The organism is Rugamonas violacea (assembly GCF_016461825.1).
Taxonomy (GTDB): Bacteria; Pseudomonadota; Gammaproteobacteria; order Burkholderiales; family Burkholderiaceae_D; genus Rugamonas.
Genome location: NZ_JAEMNU010000040.1, coordinates 108,337 through 124,836, shown reverse-complemented (window position 1 = coordinate 124,836; position 16,500 = coordinate 108,337). Strand labels below are relative to the sequence as shown.

General features: G+C 63.1%; 15 protein-coding genes. 3 read left to right on the top strand and 12 right to left on the bottom strand.

Annotated elements, in window-relative coordinates:
- Positions 1 to 23: 23 nt before the first annotated feature.
- The 7 genes from H7U20_RS09950 to wrbA all read right to left on the bottom strand — a co-directional run bounded on the left by H7U20_RS09950 (position 24) and on the right by wrbA (position 8,714).
- Positions 24 to 1,877 (bottom strand): ABC transporter transmembrane domain-containing protein, encoded by a 1,854-nt coding sequence (locus tag H7U20_RS09950; protein WP_199758996.1) that lies wholly within the window; start codon positions 1,875 to 1,877, stop codon positions 24 to 26.
- A 29-nt stretch (positions 1,878 to 1,906) separates the two neighbouring features.
- Positions 1,907 to 3,034 (bottom strand): lipocalin-like domain-containing protein, encoded by a 1,128-nt coding sequence (locus H7U20_RS09945; RefSeq protein WP_199758995.1) that lies wholly within the window; start codon positions 3,032 to 3,034, stop codon positions 1,907 to 1,909.
- Entirely contained in the window at positions 3,034 to 5,727 is a 2,694-nt protein-coding gene (locus H7U20_RS09940; protein WP_233410624.1) for an FtsX-like permease family protein, read from the bottom strand. The genes H7U20_RS09945 and H7U20_RS09940 overlap by 1 nt, the downstream gene beginning before the upstream one ends.
- A complete protein-coding gene (locus H7U20_RS09935; RefSeq protein ID WP_199758994.1) occupies positions 5,727 to 6,170 on the bottom strand; it encodes a DUF4124 domain-containing protein in 444 nt (147 codons plus the stop codon). Before H7U20_RS09935 ends, H7U20_RS09940 begins: the two co-directional genes overlap by 1 nt.
- An 80-nt stretch (positions 6,171 to 6,250) precedes the next feature.
- On the bottom strand, positions 6,251 to 7,678 hold the full coding sequence (locus tag H7U20_RS09930) for an FAD-binding oxidoreductase (protein WP_199758993.1): 1,428 nt from the start codon (positions 7,676 to 7,678) through the stop codon (positions 6,251 to 6,253).
- Positions 7,675 to 8,085 carry a DUF2069 domain-containing protein gene (locus H7U20_RS09925; RefSeq protein WP_199759012.1) on the bottom strand — a complete coding sequence of 137 codons (411 nt, stop codon included), beginning with the start codon at positions 8,083 to 8,085 and terminating at the stop codon, positions 7,675 to 7,677. Before H7U20_RS09925 ends, H7U20_RS09930 begins: the two co-directional genes overlap by 4 nt.
- A 20-nt stretch (positions 8,086 to 8,105) precedes the next feature.
- Positions 8,106 to 8,714 (bottom strand): NAD(P)H:quinone oxidoreductase, encoded by a 609-nt coding sequence (gene wrbA / locus H7U20_RS09920; protein WP_199758992.1) that lies wholly within the window; start codon positions 8,712 to 8,714, stop codon positions 8,106 to 8,108.
- Positions 8,715 to 8,781: 67 nt separating this feature from the next.
- Here wrbA and H7U20_RS09915 point away from each other — a divergent pair, with 67 nt between their 5' ends.
- A complete protein-coding gene (locus H7U20_RS09915; RefSeq protein ID WP_199758991.1) occupies positions 8,782 to 10,158 on the top strand; it encodes a YihY family inner membrane protein in 1,377 nt (458 codons plus the stop codon).
- A 274-nt stretch (positions 10,159 to 10,432) separates the two neighbouring features.
- On the top strand, positions 10,433 to 10,858 hold the full coding sequence (locus H7U20_RS09910) for a hypothetical protein (protein ID WP_199758990.1): 426 nt from the start codon (positions 10,433 to 10,435) through the stop codon (positions 10,856 to 10,858).
- 90 nt (positions 10,859 to 10,948) lie between these two features.
- Here the strand turns inward: H7U20_RS09910 and H7U20_RS09905 are convergent, their stop codons facing one another.
- The 5 genes from H7U20_RS09905 to H7U20_RS09885 all read right to left on the bottom strand — a co-directional run bounded on the left by H7U20_RS09905 (position 10,949) and on the right by H7U20_RS09885 (position 15,751).
- Entirely contained in the window at positions 10,949 to 11,671 is a 723-nt protein-coding gene (locus H7U20_RS09905; RefSeq protein ID WP_199758989.1) for a hypothetical protein, read from the bottom strand.
- Positions 11,672 to 11,731: 60 nt separating this feature from the next.
- Positions 11,732 to 12,565, bottom strand: coding sequence for a hypothetical protein (locus H7U20_RS09900; protein ID WP_199758988.1), 834 nt, complete (start codon positions 12,563 to 12,565; stop codon positions 11,732 to 11,734).
- Positions 12,566 to 12,714: 149 nt separating this feature from the next.
- Positions 12,715 to 13,452 carry a hypothetical protein gene (locus H7U20_RS09895; RefSeq protein WP_199758987.1) on the bottom strand — a complete coding sequence of 246 codons (738 nt, stop codon included), beginning with the start codon at positions 13,450 to 13,452 and terminating at the stop codon, positions 12,715 to 12,717.
- A gap of 177 nt (positions 13,453 to 13,629) precedes the next feature.
- Complete coding sequence (locus H7U20_RS09890) at positions 13,630 to 14,439, bottom strand: alpha/beta fold hydrolase (protein WP_199758986.1); 810 nt, start codon at positions 14,437 to 14,439, stop codon at positions 13,630 to 13,632.
- A 1-nt stretch (position 14,440) separates the two neighbouring features.
- Positions 14,441 to 15,751, bottom strand: coding sequence for an O-acetylhomoserine aminocarboxypropyltransferase (locus H7U20_RS09885; protein WP_199758985.1), 1,311 nt, complete (start codon positions 15,749 to 15,751; stop codon positions 14,441 to 14,443).
- Positions 15,752 to 15,949: 198 nt separating this feature from the next.
- On the opposite strand from H7U20_RS09885, the gene H7U20_RS09880 reads away from it, so the two are divergent.
- The gene (locus tag H7U20_RS09880; RefSeq protein ID WP_199758984.1) at positions 15,950 to 16,396 is read left to right on the top strand and encodes a CBS domain-containing protein; all 447 of its coding nucleotides are present in this window, start codon (positions 15,950 to 15,952) and stop codon (positions 16,394 to 16,396) included.
- The last annotated feature ends 104 nt before the right edge of the window (positions 16,397 to 16,500 follow it).

Sequence of the window (16,500 nt, the reverse complement as noted above, 5' to 3'; positions counted from 1 at the left end):
GCCGCTGGGTCTGCCTGCCCGGTTCAGTGCTGCACGTGCACGCTGTGGAACTGCAGCGCGGCCAGGTTGGCGTAAATGCCGCCCAGCGCCACCAGCGAGGAGTGGGTGCCGGTTTCGACGATCTTACCGTCTTCCATGACGATGATGCGGTCGGCGCGCTGCACCGTGGCCAGGCGGTGGGCGATGATGACGGTGGTGCGGCCGACCATGGCCGCCTCCAGCGCGCTCTGCACCAGGCGCTCCGATTCGGCGTCCAGCGCGCTGGTGGCTTCGTCGAGCAGCAGCAGCGGCGGGTTTTTCAACAGGGCGCGGGCGATGGCGATGCGTTGGCGCTGGCCGCCGGACAGGCGCACGCCGCGCTCGCCGAGGAAGGACTGGTAGCCCTGCGGCAGGCGCTCGATGAATTCATGGGCGGCGGCCAGCTTGGCGGCCTGGATCACTTCGGCGTCGCTGGCGTCGGCGCGGCCGTAGCGGATGTTCTCCATCGCGTCGGCCGAGAAGATCACCGTATCCTGCGGCACGATGCCGATGGCGTCGCGCAGGGTGTGCAGTTCGAGCCGGGTGATGTCGACGCCGTCGAGCTTGATGCTGCCGTGCTGCGGGTCGTAGAAGCGCAGGAACAGCTGGAACAGGGTGGTCTTGCCGGCGCCGGAGGGGCCGACCACGGCCACCGTTTCACCCGGCTTGATGTCGAGCGAGAGGTGGCCGAGGGCCGCCGTGTCGGGTCGCGACGGGTAGGAGAAGCTGACGTCGGACAGGCTCAGCGCGGCGCCGTTGGCGGCGCGCGGCGGCAGCGACAGCGACAGCGGCGCGGCCGGCGATTGGATCTGCGATTTGACCGACATCAGTTCGAGCAGGCGCTCGGTGGCGCCGGCGGCGCGCTGCGCCTCGCCCATCACCTCGGACAGCGCGCCGATGGCGCCGGCGACGATGGAGGCGTACAGGATGAACTGACCGAGGTCGCCGCCGGTCATGCTGCCTTCGAGGACGGCGTGGGCGCCGAGCCACAGCACGAAGACGATGGTGCCGAACACCAGCACGATGGCGATCATGGTCAGCAGGGCGCGGGCGCGGATGCGCCGCATGGCGGTGGCGAAGGCGCCTTCGACCGAGGCGCCGAAGCGGCTGGACTCGATCTTCTCGTGGGTGAAGGCTTGCACGGTGGGCATGGCGTTGAGGATCTCGCCGGCCATGGCGGAGGCGTCGGCGATGCGGTCCTGCGAGTCGCGCGACAGCTTGCGCACGCGGCGGCCGAACATCACGATCGGCAGCACGGTCAGGATCAGCAGGCCGATGATGATGGCCGTCAGCTTGGGGCTGGTCACGAACAGCATCACCAGGCCGCCGATGAACAGCAGCACGTTGCGCAGCGCCATGGAGATGCTGGTGCCGACCACGGCCTGGATCAAGGTGGTGTCGGTGGTGATGCGCGACAGGACCTCGCCGGTTTGCGTGGTCTCGAAAAATTCCGGACTCTGCGTGACGACGTGGCTGTAGACGGCGCTGCGGATGTCGGCGGTGACGCGTTCGCCCAGCCAGGACACGGTGTAGAAGCGGGCGGCGGTGGCCAGGGCCAGCACGGTGGCGACGGCGAACAGGGCGAGGAACACCAGGTCGACGTGCTCGATGCTCTTGGTGCCGGCGGCGCCGCCGAAGCCGAGGTCGATCATCTGCTTGAAGGCGGCCGGAATCGCCAGCGTGGCGCAGGCCGCCACCACCAGCGCCACGCCGGCCATGGCGAACTGGCGGCGGTACGGTCGCAGGAAGGGCAGCAGGCCCTTGAAGGCGGCCAGGCTGCCTTTTTTTGTCTCGCGCTTGTCCGTGGCGGCGCTGGGCGCCGCTGCTTGCTGGGTGCTGCCGGTGGTGCTAGTGGTCATCGTGTTGGCGGTTTCAGTTGTGAGCGTATTCATAATTTCATTGGACTTACATAGCCGGTCATTTCCAGGTAGGCGCGCCCGGCCGGCGCACCGTCGCGCGTCAGCGTCACCGCGCCCTCCCAATACACCGCGCCGGTGGAACGGCGCGAGTCGAGCTCCTGGTCGTCCTGCAAAGGCGTGACGCCCCACACGGTGGAGCCGGTGGTGAGCAGGGTGGCAACGGGGTACTCTGCATTGGTGCGGGGCGAACGCCACCGCCTTTGCGCGGTAAAGCTGACCTGGTCCGGTGCGTACTGGGTGATCTTGCCGGCCGCGTCGCGCCATGTCGCGTGCGCCCATAGTTTACCACCTGTGGCGCTGCGGATCTGGAAAGCCATCAAGGCGCCGCCGTCGGCCAGGTTGGCGCCTACCCAGTCCCAGCCGGTGGCGCCGGCGTCGAGCACCTGGCTGGACCACTCGTGGTCGAGCCAGGTGACGCCGTTCACCGCCACCGCCTTGCCGGCGCGGGTGACGGTGCCGGTGGTGGTCAACTGCGGCGCGCTGTAGTAATAGCTGGCCTGGGCCGGACGCGGCCCCTTGCGCGAAAAGCCGCCTTCGCCTTGCAGCAGCAGCGGTTGGCTGGGCGCCAGGCGCAGCGCCAGCGCGAAGGACGGCGTGTCCAGCGTGACGGAGTAGACGCCGTCGGCGCCGCGCCGCATGCGCCAGTCGTCGAGTTTGATGTCGGTGTCGCCGACCTTGGCGTAGGCCAGGCCGAAGCCCTCGCGGGCGCTGCGCTGGTCGTGCAGCAGCTTGCCCTCGGCCGTGTCGGACAGGGCGGCGTGGCCGATGATCAGCTGCTTGGGCGCGAACTGGCTGGGGTTGGCGCGGTCATGCTCGGTGGCGCTGCGGAAGAAGGTGACTTGGTAGCCCAGTGTCTTGCCGTCGGCCGTGGTGAGCCAGCCAGTGGCGTACCACCACTCGGTTTTGTAGTCCGGGTGGGCGCCGTAGGCCGCCGGGAAGCTCAATGCGCCGGCCAGCGGCGTCACCGCCGTGAACTGCGGCGGCGTGGCCTGCGCCGGCGGCGCCAACGTGGCGAGGGCCAAGGCCAAGGCCAGGGCCAGGGCCAGGGCGCCTGCCGGCAGCGCCCAGCGTGCGGCGAGTCGTGAAATGAAGCGCATTACCAGTCCTCTCTAACGGCGCGTATCGGTCCGCCGGACAGCGCCTGGCGGCCCGACAGCAGGGCCGTCAGCGCGGCGGCGGCCAGCAGCAGCGCCGCCACGGTGGCCAGCAGCGGCCAGGGCAGGTGCAACTGCATGGTCCAGTGGAAGGACTGCGGATTGATGACGAAGACCAGGATCAGGCTGATGACCCAGCCCAGCACGAAGCCGGTGGCGATGCCGAGCGCGGTCAGCGCGCCGCCCTCGATGGCCAGGATGCCGAGGATCTGGCCACGGGTGACGCCGATGTGGCGCAGCATGCCGAACTCCTTGGCGCGCGCCAGCGTCTGCGCCGAGAAGGTGGCGGCCACGCCGAACAGGCCGATGACGATGGCGATCGCCTCAAGCAGATAGGTGATGGCGAAGCTGCGGTCGAACACTTTCATGCTCATGGCGCGGATCTCGGACGGCGCGCTGATCTCCAGCGTGGCGCCAAACGGCAGCTGCTTCAAGCGCTTTTCGAAATCGGCCGCCGTGGTGCCCGGCGTGAGCCAGATGGCCGAGTCGCTGGCGTCCAGGTCGCCGGTGAGGGCGCGGTAGTCGGCCAGCTGCATTTGGATCGAACCGGTCGGGCGCGTGTAGTCGCGCCAGACGCCGGCGACGATGAAGGGATGCAGCTTGCCGGCCAGCGGCAGCTCGATGCGCTGGCCCAGCTTCATGCCATACAGGTCGATCATCGCCTCGGAAATCCAGACCGGCTTGAGGGCCTGGAAGGCGGCTGGCGGCAGCGTGGCGCCGACCATCGCCAGGGACTTGGCGGGATCGGCGGGGTCGATGCCGCCGCGGGCGATCAGCGCCACGTTGGGCCGGTTCGGCGCCAGCGACAGGCCCTTCGACCGCAGGAAGGAGGCGTGGGCCACGCCGGGCAGGGCGGCGATGAGCGCCTGCTCCGGCGGCCGCAGACCGGCCGTGCTGCCGGCGCTGGCGGTGCGGGCGTACAGGTCGGCCGGCAAAATCTGCTGCAGCCAATCGTCCAGCGAAACGCGGAAGCTGGCCACCATGATGGCCATCGCCACCATCAGGCTGAAGCTCGACAGCACGCCGCCCAGCGCGATGCCGGCCTGGCTGGAGGCGTTGGCCAGGCGCGCCAAGGTCAGCGACAGCACGGCCGGCGCGTCCGGTCGGTGCGCGGTGGCGGCGCTCCAGCGGCGGTGGGCGTGGCGGAATACGATGGCGGCAAGGCGCGGCATCAGCGCGATGGTGCCGACCAGAAGAAGGGCGATGGACAGGTAGCCGAGCAGCGGCAGCTCGAAGATGGGCGGCGCCTGCGTCAGCGCGGCCGCCAGGGCGATGCACAGCAGCGCCGGCCAGACCTTGGCCAGGCCGGCCATGGCCGCCTCCTCGGTGCCGGACTTGAGCGCGACGGCCGGCTTGGCGCGGGCCGCTTCGAAGGCCGGCGCGGCGCAGCCGAGCAGCGCGACGCCAACGCCGAGGGCGAAGTAGACGGCCGCCGCCACGGGTGTGAACTGCACCTGCGGTTTGACGCCGGAGAAGAAGCCGGCGCCAAGGTCGCCGCCGAAAAAGTGCAGGGCGGCGGCGGCCATGGCGTAGCCGGCGGCCACGCCGATCAGCGAGCCGGCCACGCCCAGGCTCAAGCCTTCGAGCAGGATCTGGCGCACCAGGCGGCCGCGCTCCATGCCCAGCACGCGCAGCAGGGCGAACTGGCTGCGCCGGCGGATCACCGACAGCGCCGGCGTCGAGAACACCAGGAAGGCGCCGGTGAACAGGGCCACCAGGGCCAGCACGGTCAGGTTGACGCGGTAGGCGCGGCTCATGCCGTCGTTGCGGCTGTTTTGGTCCTCGTCGTTGGGTTGGCTGACGCGGAAGCGGCCGGGGAAGTCGCGCTCCAGCTCGCGCGCCAGCTCGGTTTTGAAGGCGTCGCGGTTGACGCCGTCGCGCAGCTTGAGGTCGACGCGCGACAGCTTGCCCAGCTTGTTGAAGCGCCACTGCGCCGCGCCCAGGTCCATCACGCCGATGCGCTGGCCGGCGCGGGCGCGTTGTAGCGGCCCGGCCATGCGTAGTTGTAGGGTGCCGGTGCCCGATTGCAGGGCCACGCTGGCGCCCACGCCGACCTTGAGCCATTGTTGCGCCGCCAGCGACAGGAACAGCGCGTCGTCGGACAGCGTGTCGAACACCTTGTCCGGCTGCGGCGCGCCGAGCAGGTCGGGGGCGATGAAGCCGGCGCGGAAGAGATCGGTGCCGAGGATTTTCAAGGCGCCATGCTGGCCGGGCAGCGAGGCGTCGATCTCCAGCACCGGCGAGGCGACGGCCACGCCGGCCCGTTCGGCCAGACGCGGGTAAATCTGCTCGTCGAACAGCGGCTCGGTGCCGTTGACCTGCACATCGGCCAGGCCGGACAGGCCCTTGATCGCCGACGAGAACTCGTTGAAGGCGGCGGCATTGATGAGGTGGATGGCGAAGCCGAGCGAAATGCCGACGGCGATGGCGGCGATGGCGGTGATCGTGCGCAGCGGATGGGCGCGCCATTCGCCGAACAGCAGCCAGCGCGACAACTGGCGCCAGGAGCCCGCCCGCGCGCGCGCCTGATCGCTTGCCCGAGCGCTCGCCTGCACTGCCTGTTCGCCGGCCGGCATCGACGCCGGATCGCTCGCCGGCGTGCTTGCCTGCTCGGTCGCGGGGGAGGCCGGCCGCATCAGCCTGGACATCCGAGCTTGAGCTGCTCGGCGGCGTGGCGGGCCTTGCGCTGGGCCGATTCGGCGCGCCCGGCGGAGGCGCCCTTCAAATCGTCATCGGCCCATTTCTTGTTCAGTTTGAGCTTGTTGCACTTGGCCTGACGCGCGTCGGCGGCGCGGGCCACGCGCTCCATCTCGCGTCCGTCCTTGGCTTCGGCGCGGTGGCGGTCGCGCTCCAGTTCCTTGGACAGGCGCTGCTGGCGCGCCAGCTCGGCCGCCGCCGATTCCGGCGGCTGGGACGGCGCTGCGGGTGGCGCCAGCGCGGTGCCGCTGCCGTTCGGGCATGGCGTTTCGGTGTAGGTCACTTTGCCGTCGGCGGTGCATTTGTAGACCGTCTGCGCGCCGGCCAGGTCGGCGGTGGCACACAGCGTCAGCGCGAGCAGGGCGCGCATGGTCGAACGCATGGGAGAGCGCATGGATGAAGGCAGCGTCGAAGTCATGGATAAACGCCGCGTCGAACGCAGCGTTGAAGTTATCGTCGATGTCACAGTATTTTCCCGGGATTCATGATGCCCAGCGGGTCCAGCGCCGCTTTGATCGCGCGCATCATGTTCAACTCGACCGGCGATTTGTAGTGCGCCAGCTCGTCGCGTTTGAGCGCGCCGATGCCGTGTTCGGCCGAGATCGAACCACCGAACTGCATCACGCTGTCGTGCACCACGCGGTTGACCTTGTCCTGATTGGCCAGGAAGTCCTCGTTGGAGATGCCCACCGGCGGCGCCACGTTGTAATGCAGATTGCCGTCGCCCAGATGGCCAAAGCAGACCAACTGGCAGCCGGGGAAGGCCGCGTTCAGTTGCGGGCCGGTGTCGGCGATGAAGTCGGCGATGCGCGACACCGGCAGCGAGATGTCGTGCTTGATGTTCTTGCCGTCGGCCGCCTGCGCCAGCGGGATGTGCTCGCGCAGCTGCCACAGGCCGGTCGACTGCGCCACCGAGCTGGCCACGGCCGCGTCCTCGATGATGCCGGCGTCGAGCGCCGCGCCGATGGCCTGCTCCAGCAGCGCGACGGCGTGTTGTTCCGATTCGCTGCTGGCCAGCTCCAGCAGCACATACTGCGCGTGCGGCGCGGCGAAGGGCTTGGGCAGTTGCGGGAAGTGCTTGCCGACCAGGTCCAGGCAAAAGCGCGACATCAGTTCGAAGGCCGTCAGGCTGGCACCGCAGCGTTGCTGCATCAATGTGAGCAGTTGCAGCGCCTGTGCCGGCGATTCCAGCGCGGCCAGCGCCGTGATGCTGGCCTTAGGCTGCGGATACAGCTTGAGCACCGCGCCGGTGATGACGCCCAGCGTGCCCTCGGCGCCGATGAACAGGTCGCGCAGGTCGTAGCCGGTGTTGTCCTTGCGTAGACCGCGCAGACCGTCCCAAATTTCGCCCTGCGCCGTCACCACCTCCAGCCCCAGGCACAGCTCGCGCGTGTTCCCGTAGCGGAGCACGGCGGTGCCGCCGGCGTTGGTCGACAGATTGCCGCCGATGGTGCAACTGCCCTCGGCCGCCAGCGACAGCGGGAACAGCCGGCCCTGTTCGGCCGCCGCTTCCTGCACTTGTTGCAGGATGCAGCCGGCGTCCACCGTCATCGTGTGGTTGACCGCGTCGATCGCGCGTACCCGGTTCAGCCGCGCCAGCGACAGCACGACGGCGTCGCCGCTGGCGTCCGGCACGCTGCCCAGCACCAGGCCGGTCTTGCCGCCCTGTGGCACCAGCGCCACGCGCCACTGCGCGCAAGCCCGCACCAGTTCGGCCACCTGTTCGACCGTGGAAGGGCGCAGCACGGCGGCGGCCTTGCCGGTGAAACGGCCGCGCCAATCGGTCAGGAAGGGCGCCATGTCGGCGGCCTCGGTCAGCACATACGCGTCGCCCGCCACCACGCGGCAGCGCGCCAGGAAGGCCGGCAGATCGGTATGTGCGGTGTTCATTTCGAGTGCTTGGTCTGATTGACCTTGGCCAGCAGTTCCTTGGCCATTTTCTTCGCCGCCTTCTTATATGGCCGCAGATACATGACGGCGCAGACGAAGTAGACGCAGACGATCAGCGCCTCGCCCCAGCCCAGCCAGGCGGACAGGGTGCCGATGTCGCTGTAGCCGCGCACCACGCCCTCGGTGAAATAGAGCAGGATCACCATCGAGGTCCATTGCAGCGTGTAGATGTCGCGCTTGATCACGCCGTGCAGGGGAATCAGCAGCGGCACCGCCTTGAGCACCACCCAGGAGCCGCCCGGATGCAGCGGCGCCAGCACCATCTCCCACAGCACGCACCAGATGATCAAGGTGACCAGGCTGCCGATGGCGCCCCAGTGGAAGTAGCGCTGCATATTAGTCTGCATATTGTTCCGCATCGTTTGCATCAGGCGCTCCGCAGCTTGACGGCCGTCTCGGCCAGTCGCTTGCCCAGCGCGATGGCCAGGCGTTTTTCGTCCTCCGTGATGGACTTGGCGCCGTCCAGGCCGGACCAGTGGCTGGCGCCGTAGGGCGTGCCGCCGCTGGAGGTGGTCATCAGTTCGGGGTTCGTGTAGGGCAGGCCGAGCACCATCAGGCCGTGGTGGAACAGCGGGATCATCATCGACAGCAGCGTCGTCTCCTGGCCGCCGTGCAGGCTGCCGGTGGAGGTGAACACGCAGGCCGGCTTTCCGGCCAGGGCGCCGGACAGCCACTGGGCCGCCGTGCCGTCCCAAAAATACTTCATCGCCGAAGCCATGTTGCCGAAGCGGGTGGGCGAACCGAGCGCCAGGCCGGCGCATTCCGTCAGGTCGTCCAACTCCACGTAGGGCGCGCCCTCGGCCGGCACTTCAGGCGCCGTCGCCTCGGTCACGGTGGAGACGGCCGGCACCGTGCGCAGGCGGGCGTCGCAGCCGGGAACGCTCTCGATGCCCTGGGCGATCAGCTCGGCCAGTTTGCGCGTGGCGCCATGACGTGAGTAAAACAATACGAGAATAATCAGATTTGCTTGGTTCATCATTGTATTATAGGGCGCTTTGAAGGACGGCAGCAGTGCCGTCCGCGCGCTTTTGAGTATCGATTACATGTTTTTAAAATATTTGACCCCGTTTTTCAAGTACCTCTCCCGCAGCAGCCGCGTTGGGCTCGACGCCGTGCGTGCGCTGACCTGGCAGGAGGTGCGCGACCTGACGCTGTTCGCCCGCCGCCGCCTGCGCGAGGAAAGCCTGCCCCAGGTGGCCGGCAGCCTGACCTTCACCACCGTGTTCGCGCTGGTGCCGTTGCTGACCATCGCGCTGGCCATCTTCACCACCTTCCCGATGTTTAACACCTTCCGCACCTCGCTGGAAGCGTACTTCGTGCAGAGCGTGATGCCGAAGGCGATCGCCAACACCATCCTCAACTACCTCACCATGTTCGCCAGCAAAGCGACGCGGCTGTCGGCGGTGGGCGCGGTGGCGCTGATCGTCACCTCGATCGCCATGATGGGCATGATCGAAAAAGTCTTCAACCGCATCTGGCGCGTGCGCACCGAGCGTGGCTGGACCAAGCGGATACTGGTTTATTGGGCCATCGTCACTCTTGGGCCGCTGCTGATCGGCGTGTCGCTGACGATGTCGACGCAGTTCTTCATGGCCACCAGCGATTTGGTGGGCGACATTCCCATACTCGGTAAGCTGCTCTACACGGTGGTGTCGCTATCGCTGACCACCGCCGGCTTCACGCTGCTGTACGTGGCCGTGCCCAACCGCGAGGTCGACTGGCGCGACGCCGCCTGGGGTGGCCTGGTGGCCGGCCTGGCCTTCGAACTGGCCAAGCGCGGCTTCGCCATCTTCATCACCCAGTTTCCCACCTACTCGAAGATTTACGGCGCGCTGGCCGCGCTGCCGCTGTTCCTGTTGTGGGTGTACGTATCGTGGATCATCACGCTGGTCGGCGCGCTGCTGGTCGCCGCGCTGCCGGTGGTGAAGTTCGAGCGCTGGTGGTACGAGCCGGCGCCCGGCGGCGAATTCGTCGACGCCATCGCCATCCTCAAGGTGCTGCATGTCGCCTGCAAATGCGGCGACACGGCGCTGGTCAGCTCGCGCAAGATCCGCTCCAGCACCCGCATCGGCTACGACGAGATGGACATGCTGCTCGAACGAATGGCGGCCGAGGGCTGGGTCGGCCGGGTCAACGTCGAGGCGCCGCTGCGGGTGCAGTTTGGCAAGCGCGTCAGCGACGGCTCGGACCACTGGGTGCTGCTGGCGAACGTGCTGCGGCTGACCTTGGCCGAGGTGTATCGCCTATTCGTCTTCGGCGGTATGCCGCTCAACGCCGGCGTGGTCGCCGACAGCGACGACGAGCGCGACATCCAGGCCGCCCGCGACGCGGCGGCGCTGGCGCGGAATGTTGAGACGGCGGTGGAGCAGGGGCTGGGGCGGACGCTGGAGGAGCATTTTGGGCCGTTGGATTGCCGGTAGCGGGGACGGGCGGGGTGGCCAGGGCAATCGACCCGGGTTCTGCTCTATCGCAGCCACGCGCATCGGATCGGGAAATGCCCCCGCCGATGATCCGAAGTCGCGGAACGATGGCTATGGGAAAGGCATGCTGATTCTGGATGGCCGCCCGTTCTGGTACTCAAATACTGAGAGCGATCCGCAACCTGTCGAGTGGACGTGGGTCGACTTTCTTGAACATCTCGAAGTCATATGGCGCCGCTCATCTCTGAGCAAGCTTATCCTTTCGAGTGGCTAAATGACATGGCGCCAGATCCTGGCAAAATGTGGCGGTGCGCGGATGCGCGTTGGACCGGACTCGGCGATGCGGTTGCCGATGTGGAGGAACCCATCCTCTACGATTTCCACCGACGGCACAATCTTGCTGCCGGCTGGAAAAGGCATTGCACTCCCCGCATTGTTCTGCTTACGTATCGGCGATAGCGTATTGCTTTCGCCTAAAAATGGCAGCCCACTCCGCGACCGCTTTTCGGCGTGCATTGACAGTATTCAAACCACAGGAGATGCGATGGCTTGCGCCTTCGATCACTCTGCCAATCCACGCGTCATTTTGGCTGTACGCGCATGGCGATCAAGCCAGAAGATGCTTCGCAATACCTCTTTTGAGTTTGCCCTTGATCTCGCCGAGCTCGAGATCAGGTATCACACGGTACTTGATAATTAGATACTTAATTATTGAATCTGAATTTTCTTGCCGATTCGCACGTCTGGAAACGCGCCACAGCGGACTCTGGCTAAGACTAAAAAATATTATCTAAGTCGGCGAAGCTATCTGTACATGCGATAAGCCATCGGGCCCTTCCAACTCACCAAGCCAAAGCTGCGGAAGACCAGAAAGTCTAAAGAGGTGAAATCTTAACAATGAACGGATTTTGTCAGTCCATTCGATAACAGGCAATCTGAAATTAATCGTGGAGTCAGGTTTAAAAGGGTTTCGGCTATGTATCACTTGGCTACAGAGGTCATATAGCTCGACGAATTCGACGTGCGTTAAGAAACCTGAAGTGAGCAATTCAAAATGAATTTTACGCGGAACACCATCAGTTATTTTTGGTGATTCCAACGGTTGCGGATAAAAATTGACATGCATCTGCTCCAATTTGTCTAATAATTTCTTCGCACGCCAAATTTTTTCTATTCCAGAGTACGCGGCTTCGTAAGCCGTGCTGTTAGCAGTTAGGGAACCAAAAGCGATATTTTCCAAGATTTTACGAAGATTTACAGCTGCTAGTTCATAGTCAAAATTTTCGCTGCCAGTAGTTAGCGTGCCTTGGCATATAGATTCCAGAACGGCAAGCCGCAGTCGAATTTCATTGAGAGAATTGCTGTATTTCTTTGCGCGTTCGATTTCCGAGTTCAAAGGGTGCTCCAAATTTACAGGGATTTCAGACAATTCGTGCCCTCGTTCAACGGCAGCATATGGCCGAACTCGGCCGACGTCAGCCAGGATAGCAGCTTGCTCCTGCGCAAAACTCAAAAATTCTCACGCTAGACCGAAAGCGCCCCATTTCGGACCTCCAAATTCTATACTTTACGATTACCTAATACGTCGAAAATGAATAGCCGAAAGCCTCATTCCTGGGCTAATACCAAATTCTTTAACTGTGACACGACTATTTGCAAGGGCATTAGTATCACTCCAATCAACACCATCCGGAACGAGGACTTCACCTGTTGCTTCATCTTTCAGCGCCCAGATTTTTCCGTAAGCAAAAGGCGGAACATAATCATCTATATGAAAATAAACTGCACTGAGCATTGAAAATGCTTCTTCGTTTTGATCGTAAGGGAAAACCAACTCAGCAACAGATTCACCACGAAACTGACGTATATCTATAGTAACAACTGCACTCTGAAGCCTGCCAACCGCTTGTTGGGCGAGGGCCATCGTCGCTTGTTGGACTATGGTATCAGATTGTGCAGCCTTATTAGTTGAAATTTCAGCGATAACATTTTGTGCCTCTTGAGACCCGAATGTTTCAGCAATCGTGTTCCTCACAAGTGTTTGCAATTCTTGGTTGCCAACGGCTTGATGCCGCATGGCCTCCGCGTAATGGCGAACATCTACATTGGCTCCAAATTCTTTTGGAGGATAGAACACTTGCGCTCGTTTCCATAAAACAGAAAAAAACGCTACTGCAATTCCAATGGGAAATATAACTGAAAATACGGTAAATATAAGCTGCACTACTCCTTCTGTTTTTATGGCGGCAAATCCAGCAATGGTTTCAGATAAACCGACAAACAGTGCAATTATCCCTAAAGGAGTAAAGGTATTATTTCCTTTTTGATTTGGTGTATTTTTATTTAACGATGTCATATTTTTTGGAATCATAAAAAGTAAATTTCTTCTACCACTCTTGGTCGACAAGTGCCTGTCCATTGCTCTGGCCAGTCATGTCATCCCTAGGCCAAAATTGCTATAACAACGACAACTGAGGCAACTACTTGAACTCCCAATCCCCAGTTCCCTCTGCGGCTCAAAAACTGGAATGTGGTATAAATTATTATCGGGCTTGATTATTTTTCGAGGCGTGGATCTTGCACCTTGTTAAGGTATGCCTCGACAAGGTCCCACGTCCGCGTAAATAGTTCAACACGTTTTTGATCCGTAATCGATACAAGCTCTCCGTGCCGAACGCCTTCAGCGGCTATTCGAACTGGATCGATCGAGTCCTTGCTAATTCCAAGGAAATCACGGAAACCTTTCCATTGAGTAGCCTTTTCCTCGACGTCATTCAGCGCCCCCCAATGTTGACGAAGCGATTCGATGGCTCGATAGCAATAAAAAGCCGTATCCACTGGATGCTGCATTGCCAAAGTCAAGTCTGTGAAGCAGCGATGTAGAATGAATCCCTTGGGTCCCGATGTTTTTACGATTAGGGCCGTAAATGCTTCTGAGGAGAGTTTTCCTTTCATTCTTTCGGTAAGGCATGGAATATCTATTCCATATACCCAATCGATATTTCCGTCCGGGGTTGTCACGCGAGTGACTTCCAGATTGTAGGCGTGACCTAATAGAAAACCTGCGATAGCCAACTGATGGCGTACTATCGTCGCAACTTCGTTGCGCAGATCAAAAATGCCCCATTCAAATGGGCTTTTGACCCATACAGTAACCTGATTGAGTACGACGCACACATTGATAGTTATGTCCCCCTTCGGACTAGAGAGCAAAAAGGGATGGGCGGTGGGATGCCCAAAGCTGATCTGCGCACGCTCAGGCAGTACAGCACCCGTTAGTTGATAGTTAAACATATACTCCTTCAAAATACTTTGTGCAGACGTGAAACGGCATCCTTTGATGCGAGTTAGGTCTAAGTCTCAGGATTGGACATGGGGAATTGCTAGATCATGTCATGTCTAAGTTCAGGTGAATGCGCGAACGTCTGGTACTGGCCGGTTCCGGACGACCTGCACTATTTTCAAAGCGGGCTAGCTCAACACTCGCGCAAACCCCAGCAACGCATCCAACACCGCATCCGGTTGCTCCGCCATCAACTCATGCCCGGCATCCACCTGCACGACCTTGCCATGCGCGATGGACGAGGTCAGCAGCTTGGTCGAGCGCGGCGGCGTCATCATGTCGCGTAGACCGAAAATGAACAGGGTGGGGCAGCGCACCGCCTTGGCGGCCGCTTCGCCGTTGGCGTAGGCGTTGCAGGCGAAAAAGTCCGTGTAGAACACTTGCTCGGGGTTGATCTGCGAGATGCGTTGTTTGAGCCGCATCGCGCCGCCCATGGCGTAGAAGCCGGGGCCGGGGAAGGACGGCTTTTGCGCGATCGACGAGTGCGACCAGATGTTGACCATGTCGATGGCGGCCTGCTCGTCGCTGCGCGAGGTTTCCAGTAGGGTGTCGGACACCTTCATCGGGTAGGTCGAGCCCAGCAGGCCGAGCTGGCTGACCCGCTGCGGCGCCTGGTGCGATGCTTCCAGCGCGATCAGCGAGCCCATGCTGTGGCCGAACAGCGCGGCCTTGGCCACGCCGGCGGCGTCGAGCAGCTCCAGCAGCCAGGCGGCCAGATCCTCGACGCTGGTCTTGGCGGCGCCCTTGCTGCGGCCGTGGCCGGGCAGGTCGACGGCCAGCACGCCGAAGCTGTGGTGGGCGAAGTAGCGGCTCTGCAGCGCCCACACGGAGTGGTCGTTCTGCGCGCCGTGGAGGAAGACGACGGTGGGCAGGGCGGCGTCGAAGGTCTTGCCGCCGGTGTAGCAATAGGCGTCCACGCCTTGCACGGTGAGCAGCATGTCAGCTTCCTTTCTGGGACAGTTTGAGCGCGCGCGCCAGGTCTTCGATCAGGTCGTCGGCGTCCTCCAGGCCGACCGACAGGCGCAGCGTGCCTTCGGTGATGCCGGCGGCGGCGAGCTGCTCGCTGGGCACGCGGAAGTGGGTTGTCGAGGCGGGGTGGATCGCCAGCGATTTGGCGTCGCCGACGTTGGCCAGGTGGGAGAACACTTTGAGCCCGTCGATGAAGCGGCGGCCGGCGGCGCGGTCGCCTTTCAAATTGAAGGTGAACACGGCGCCGCTGCCTTTGGGTAGCAGGGTTTTGGCCAGTTCGTAGTCGGGGTGGCTGTCCAGCTCGGGATAGGAGACGGACTCGACGGCGGGGTTGGTCAGCAGGAAGTCGATCACCTTGCGGGTGTTGGCGACGTGGCGTTCCATGCGCAGGCCCAGCGTTTCCACGCCTTGCAGGATGGCGAAGGCGTTGTGCGGACTCATCACGGCGCCGAAGTCGCGCAGGCCTTCGCGGCGCGCGCGCAGGGCGAAGGCGCCGACGGTGGATTCTTCGGCGAAGACCATGCCGTGGAAGCCGTCGTAGGGTTCGCACAGCTCGCCGAAGCGGCCGCTCTTGTCGTAGGCGCTTTGCCAGTCGAAGGTGCCGCCGTCGACCAGCAGGCCGCCGATGGCGGTGCCGTGGCCGCAGAGGAATTTGGTGGCGGAGTGGAACACCAGGTCGGCGCCGTGGTCGAACGGACGTAGCAGGTAGGGCGTGGTGAAGGTGGAGTCGAGCATCAGCGGCAGGTGGTGCTCGTGGGCGAGGGCGGCGATCTGCGGCACGTTGAGCACGTCCAGGCCGGGGTTGCCCAGCGTTTCGGCGAACAGCACCTTGGTGTTGGGGCGGATGGCGGCGCGCCAGGCGTCGGCGTCGCGCGGGTCGACGAAGGTGGTCTCGATGCCGAAGCGCTTGAGCGTGTAGGCGAGCATGTTGTGCGAGCCGCCGTACAGGGCGCGCGAGGCGACGATGTGCGAGCCGGCGCCGGCGATGGTGACCAGGCCCAGGTGCATGGCGGCTTGGCCGCTGGCGGTGGCGATGCCGGCCACGCCGCCTTCGAGCGCGGCGATGCGCTCTTCGAGCACGGCGTTGGTGGGGTTGGAGATGCGCGAGTAGACGTGGCCGGCGCGCTCCATGTTGAACAGCGCGGCGGCCTGGTCGGAATCTTTGAAGGCGAAGGAGGAGGTGAAGTAGACCGGGGTGGCGCGGGCGCCGGTGGTGGGGTCCGGCGTCGCGCCGGCGTGCAGCGACAGGGTATCGAAGCCGGGGTAGTGGGGTCCGCTCATGTGCTCTCATTCTGGAAAGATGGGAATGGGGCAGATGCTACTTGAATCGACGGCATGCAACAAGCATGCTCAAATGTTGCGTTTTGATTATTCACAATGCTGGATTTTTTGCCGGGCTTAGGCTACATTCGCTATAAGGCGACAAAAATAGACATCTCAAGCAGAGAGCCCATTCACGAGCGGACAGGACGGCCCAAAATGAAAGTTTCCGAAATTCTTCAGGTAAAAGGCAATATTCTTTATACCATTACCCCCGACCAGTTGTTGGTGGACGCGGCCAATACCATGGCCGAGAAGGACATCGGCTCGCTGGTGGTGATGGAGTTCGGCGACCTGGTCGGCATGCTGACCTTCCGCGAGGTGCTCAAGGCCGTGCACAGCAATGCGGGTTCGGTCGGCGGCGGCACCGTGCGCAAGCATATGGACGATCATCCGATCACGGTGACGGCGGATACCGAGGTCAATGAGGTGCGCCGCATCATGCTGGAAAAGCATGCGCGGTATTTGCCGGTGATGAACGCCAAAACCATCCTGGGTGTGATCTCGTTCTATGACGTGGCGCGCGCCGTGCTGGAGGCGCAGAGCTTCGAAAACCGCATGTTGAAGGCATATATCCGCGATTGGCCGGCGGAAACCACTGAGTAATGTTGCTCGCTTTGTTAAAAACGCCATCGGATTCGATGGCGTTTTTGTTTAAGGTGCTGGGATCGCGTGCAAAACCCAGCGGCAAAGAGCCGGGGGGGGGGGGG

What these genes read in the sequence shown, in the direction of transcription:
- H7U20_RS09950 (WP_199758996.1), bottom strand. Translation starts at nt 1,877, where the DNA reads ATGACCACTAGCACCACCGGCAGCACCCAGCAAGCAGCGGCGCCCAGC.
- H7U20_RS09945 (WP_199758995.1), bottom strand. Translation starts at nt 3,034, where the DNA reads ATGCGCTTCATTTCACGACTCGCCGCACGCTGGGCGCTGCCGGCAGGC.
- H7U20_RS09940 (WP_233410624.1), bottom strand. Translation starts at nt 5,727, where the DNA reads ATGCGGCCGGCCTCCCCCGCGACCGAGCAGGCAAGCACGCCGGCGAGC.
- H7U20_RS09935 (WP_199758994.1), bottom strand. Translation starts at nt 6,170, where the DNA reads ATGCGTTCGACCATGCGCGCCCTGCTCGCGCTGACGCTGTGTGCCACC.
- H7U20_RS09930 (WP_199758993.1), bottom strand. Translation starts at nt 7,678, where the DNA reads ATGAACACCGCACATACCGATCTGCCGGCCTTCCTGGCGCGCTGCCGC.
- H7U20_RS09925 (WP_199759012.1), bottom strand. Translation starts at nt 8,085, where the DNA reads ATGCAGACTAATATGCAGCGCTACTTCCACTGGGGCGCCATCGGCAGC.
- wrbA (WP_199758992.1), bottom strand. Translation starts at nt 8,714, where the DNA reads ATGAACCAAGCAAATCTGATTATTCTCGTATTGTTTTACTCACGTCAT.
- H7U20_RS09915 (WP_199758991.1), top strand. Translation starts at nt 8,782, where the DNA reads ATGTTTTTAAAATATTTGACCCCGTTTTTCAAGTACCTCTCCCGCAGC.
- H7U20_RS09910 (WP_199758990.1), top strand. Translation starts at nt 10,433, where the DNA reads ATGACATGGCGCCAGATCCTGGCAAAATGTGGCGGTGCGCGGATGCGC.
- H7U20_RS09895 (WP_199758987.1), bottom strand. Translation starts at nt 13,452, where the DNA reads ATGTTTAACTATCAACTAACGGGTGCTGTACTGCCTGAGCGTGCGCAG.
- H7U20_RS09890 (WP_199758986.1), bottom strand. Translation starts at nt 14,439, where the DNA reads ATGCTGCTCACCGTGCAAGGCGTGGACGCCTATTGCTACACCGGCGGC.
- H7U20_RS09885 (WP_199758985.1), bottom strand. Translation starts at nt 15,751, where the DNA reads ATGAGCGGACCCCACTACCCCGGCTTCGATACCCTGTCGCTGCACGCC.
- H7U20_RS09880 (WP_199758984.1), top strand. Translation starts at nt 15,950, where the DNA reads ATGAAAGTTTCCGAAATTCTTCAGGTAAAAGGCAATATTCTTTATACC.